The 3,260-nt window shown below is 52.9% G+C and carries 4 protein-coding genes; all 4 read left to right on the forward strand.

Going from position 1 to position 3,260, the window contains the following annotated elements; all coding sequences use genetic code 11:
• Window positions 1-1,018: GTP cyclohydrolase II (gene ribA / locus L691_RS0105075; RefSeq protein ID WP_025689176.1), on the forward strand; the 1,018-nt coding region annotated here is incomplete at its 5' end.
• Window positions 1,019-1,092: 74 nt separating this feature from the next.
• Window positions 1,093-1,557, forward strand: coding sequence for a 6,7-dimethyl-8-ribityllumazine synthase (ribH, locus tag L691_RS0105080; RefSeq protein WP_025689178.1), 465 nt, complete (start codon window positions 1,093-1,095; stop codon window positions 1,555-1,557).
• A gap of 263 nt (window positions 1,558-1,820) precedes the next feature.
• Window positions 1,821-2,612: a segregation and condensation protein A gene (locus tag L691_RS0105085; RefSeq protein ID WP_025689179.1), complete on the forward strand. Its 792-nt coding sequence runs from the start codon at window positions 1,821-1,823 to the stop codon at window positions 2,610-2,612.
• Window positions 2,581-3,186: an SMC-Scp complex subunit ScpB gene (gene scpB / locus L691_RS0105090; protein WP_025689180.1), complete on the forward strand. Its 606-nt coding sequence runs from the start codon at window positions 2,581-2,583 to the stop codon at window positions 3,184-3,186. Before L691_RS0105085 ends, scpB begins: the two co-directional genes overlap by 32 nt.
• Window positions 3,187-3,260 lie beyond the last annotated feature (74 nt).

Raw genomic sequence — 3,260 nt, forward strand, 5'->3', positions numbered from 1 at the left:
GCCGATGGTCAGCCAAAACACCGATTTTCACGGGACGGCCTTCACTGTATCGATCGACCATAAGGATACAACGACCGGCATCTCGGCCTATGAGCGGTCGCTGACCGCCAAGGCGATTATGGACCCGAAAGCCGGCCCGGCAGATTTCCGCAGACCTGGGCACATGTTCCCGCTGATCGCCAAAAAGGGCGGCGTGCTGCGCCGAAGCGGCCATACCGAAGCCGCCGTCGATCTGGCCCGGATGTGCGGCGCCTATCCCGCTGCGGTGATTTGCGAAGTCGTTAAGGAAGACGGCACGATGGCCCGTCTCCCCGATCTGCATGAAATCGCCAGGAAGCATGATTTGAAGCTTATCAGCATCGCAGACCTGATTCATTACCGCAATGAGAAGGAGAAGCTGGTCACCCGTGAAGTGTCGGTACGTCTGCCCACCGATTTCGGCGAATTCCAGACCATTGCCTATACGAACGAGGTGGATGATAAAGAGCATGTCGCTCTCGTTAAGGGGGATATTTCCGGAGACGAGCCGCTGCTGGTCCGCGTGCATTCGGAATGCCTTACCGGCGATGTCTTCCATTCCCACCGCTGCGATTGCGGCCCGCAGTTCGAAGCGGCGCTGCGCCAGATTGAAGCCGCAGGCAAAGGCGTTCTGCTCTACATGCGCCAGGAAGGCCGGGGCATCGGCCTGATCAACAAGCTGCGCGCGTATAAGCTTCAGGAACAGGGTCTCGACACGGTTGATGCGAATCTGGAGCTTGGTTTCCCGGCGGATTTGCGCGATTACGGAATCGGCGCGCAGATTCTGAAAGATCTGGGCGTTCGCCGGATCAAGCTGATGACGAATAACCCGCGCAAAATCAAAGGGCTGGAAGGTTACGGCCTTGAAGTTGTGGAGCGCGTGCCGATCCAGATGCCGGAGAACGAAGACAATACGAATTATTTGCATACCAAGCAGTCGAAACTTGGACACCTGTTGAAATTCGACGATATTGAGCAGAACGAAAGCTCCAAGGCGTAATGCCGATATTCAAATTCAGGCAAGCAAATTTTTAACATAAGCTGACTAATATTATGGAAGGGTTGTTGATGAGTATGCCGCAAATTTTTGAAGGACATTTAGTTTCGGAAGGTTTGAAGTACGGGATTGTAGTGGGACGTTTCAATGAATTTATTACAAGCAAGCTGCTGTCCGGGGCGCTCGACGCATTCAAGCGTCACGGTGTTAAGGATGACGAAATCTCTGTAGCCTGGGTGCCGGGAGTATTCGAAATTCCGCTGATTGCGCAAAAAATGGCCGAAAGCGGCAAATACGACGCAGTGGTTACGCTGGGCACTGTAATCCGCGGTTCCACGACCCATTACGATTACGTGTGCAACGAGGTATCCAAAGGAGTGGCCGCCATTAATCTCAAGACGGGCGTTCCGACAATCTTCGGCGTGCTGACGACCGAGAACATTGAGCAGGCCGTCGAGCGTGCCGGTACGAAAGCGGGCAACAAGGGCTGGGATGCGGCAGTGTCCGCCATTGAGATGGCAAATCTCTCCAACCTTATTTAAAAAATATAAGAATTTATAAGCTGAGGGTTTATCCATTTGCCTTATATTTCTACGAGAAACGGTGCCGTCCTAAAAGGACGGCGAAGGCGTTTCTTCTTAAGGAAATGGAAATTCAGTTAAGCCGCTATTGACGAATCCGTCCAAAACGTGCTTATTTATATGTATAAGGAAGAAAGCGATCTAATCTAAATCTTAGAGTTTTCGACTTGTGTAGCGCCCTTACCCCGGGCGCTGCACTTTACTTTTTTGCGGGAGGTTGGCTCGTGACTGTATTGTACAAGCTGGAGACGTTTGAGGGCCCGCTTGATTTATTGCTGCATTTGATCGACAAAGCGGAAATCGACATCCAGGACATTCCGGTCAGCGAGATCACCGAGCAGTACATGGAATATTTGCGGAATATGCAGGAGCTTGAGCTGGAAATTACAAGCGAGTTCCTGGTGATGGCCGCAACTTTGCTGTCGATTAAGAGCAAGATACTGCTGCCCAAGCCGCCATTAATCGAGATCGACGAATTCGAATATTACGAGGAGGACGATTTCGATCCGCGGGCGGAGCTGGTTCAGCGTCTTATCGAATATCGCAAAATCAAGAGCATTGCCACCCAACTGATGGACATGGAGAGCGAACGCAGCCTTATTTTTACGAAGGAACCGGAGGATTTGGCTCCCTTTGTGTCATCCCAGGTCGACAACACCCTGAAAGGTCTTCATACGGCCGATTTGATCGCCGCATTTCGCAAGGCGCTTGGCAAGGCAGCCAGACGGTCCTCCTATGCGCGGATTACGAGAGATGAAATTTCGGTCAAAGACCGCATCCGCGATGTATCGGAGGCGCTCCGCCGGACCGGCAAGGGAGGACGGCTGCGTTTCTCGTCGCTGCTGCATGAAAGTATGGAGAGGCATGAAATCGTTGCGACCTTTCTGGCTATTCTGGAGCTGATGAAGATGAAAGCGATTCTGTGCTATCAGGAGAACTTGTTTGATGACATTGTGATGGAATGGAGAGGAGCAGAAGACTTCAATGGATTACCAGAGTCTGAAATCGATTATTGAGGGATTGCTGTTTCTGGCCGGAGAGGACGGGCTGTCCGCCCGGCAAATTGCCGAGATAACGGAGCAGCGGACGGAACTGGTTGCAGAGGCGATGGAGGAGCTGCGCAAGGAACTGGCCTCGCAGGGGCGCGGCCTTCAGGTCGTGCAGATTGCCGGCAACTACCGGCTCGCGACGCTGCCGGAGCATGCGCCGTATTTCGAGCGGCTGGCGTACTCGCCTTCAAGGGCGTCTTTGTCGCAGGCGGCACTGGAGACGCTGTCTATCGTTGCATACAGGCAGCCGATTACACGGGTGGAGATTGAGGAGATCCGCGGGGTGAAATCCGAGCGGGCGATTCATACGCTGACCAATAAGGACCTTATTCAAGAGGTCGGCAGGGCGGAAGCTGTGGGGCGTCCAATCCTGTACGGAACGACGAAGTCTTTTCTGGAGACCTTTGGGCTCGCCAGCTTGAAGGAACTGCCGGAGCCCGCCGCACTCGAAAGCGGAGATAATCTGGAGGAAGAGACGCAGCTATTGGTTGATAAGCTCGATACCCGCCAGCTGACCATTGATGAAGTGGAGCAGCCCTAAAATGGAGTTAGAGTCATAGACGCAACTAGTCTATGATTTTTTTATCTAAAAAGCCGAGAAGACTCCTTCCTCTA

Source organism: Paenibacillus zanthoxyli JH29 (assembly GCF_000520715.1).
GTDB classification, from domain to species: domain Bacteria; phylum Bacillota; class Bacilli; order Paenibacillales; family Paenibacillaceae; genus Paenibacillus_AQ; species Paenibacillus_AQ zanthoxyli.